The organism is Micromonospora sp. ATCC 39149, assembly GCF_000158815.1.
Classification (GTDB): Bacteria; Actinomycetota; Actinomycetes; order Mycobacteriales; family Micromonosporaceae; genus Micromonospora.
On sequence record NZ_GG657738.1, the window covers coordinates 1,624,220 to 1,625,176 of the forward strand.

A 957-nucleotide genomic window follows, 5' to 3' on the forward strand; every position below is an offset into this window, starting at 1 on the left:
ACCAGGACGCTCGCCGCGCCGCCCGGGCGCAGCGCGGTGACCAGCGCGGCCACGACCGGCGCGGGATCGTCGACGACCTCCAGCACCGAGTGGCAGAGCACCAGGTCGACGCTGGCCGGCTCGACCAGCCCGGCGAGCGCGTCGCCGTCGCCCTGCACGGCGCGTACCCGGTCGGCGACGCCGGCCTCGGCGGCCCGGCGGGTGAGCGCGGCGAGCGCGTCGGGGCTGGCGTCGACCACGGTGACCAGGTGCCCGGCCTGCGCCAGGGGCACGGCGAAGCCGCCTGTTCCGCCGCCGACGTCGAGGACGGCGAGCCGGTCGCCGGCGCGGCGTTCCAGCTCGGCGCGGAGCACCGACCAGATGACGGCGGTACGGGGGGTCAACGGTGGGCCGGTGAACCGGGCACTGGTCTGCTCCACACGGTCGAGCCTAGTCAGCCCCGGCGTTGTCAACAGGGGGCCCCTGCTCTATCGAAGCGTTGACAGGGACCCCTCCCTGCGCCTCAGCGGAAGTCGCGGGAGGCCGGGGCGACCGGCGGCTCGATCGGGTCGAGCCGGTCGGCGGTCAGGTTGGTCACCCCCTCGTGCCGCTGCAACCGGCCGCGCACCACCAGCGCGGCGCTGGTGCGCGCCACCCTCCGGTAGCGCTGCCACAGCCCCGGCGAACAGGTGACGTTGAGCATCCCGGTCTCGTCCTCCAGGTTGAGGAAGGTGACCCCGCCCGCGGTGGCCGGCCGCTGCCGGTGGGTGACGATCCCGCCGACCCGGATCCGCCGACCCGGATCCACCCGCCCCAGCCGGGCGATCGGCACCGCGCCGAGGGCGTCGAGCCGCTCACGGAGGAACCGGGCCGGATGGCTCTCCGGCGACAGGCCGGTCGCCCAGACGTCGGCGACGAGGCGGTCCACCGCCTCCATCCCGGGCAGGGTCGGCGCGGTCGTGCCGGTCACCGTGCCCG

2 protein-coding genes are annotated in these 957 nt (G+C 76.3%); both read right to left on the reverse strand.

Features of this window, described 5'->3' with window-relative positions:
• Positions 1 to 437: bifunctional 2-polyprenyl-6-hydroxyphenol methylase/3-demethylubiquinol 3-O-methyltransferase UbiG (locus MCAG_RS06540; protein WP_036376527.1), on the reverse strand; the 437-nt coding region annotated here is incomplete at its 3' end.
• A gap of 65 nt (positions 438 to 502) precedes the next feature.
• On the reverse strand, positions 503 to 957 hold a 455-nt coding region (locus tag MCAG_RS06545; protein WP_232290101.1), incomplete at its 5' end, for an OB-fold nucleic acid binding domain-containing protein.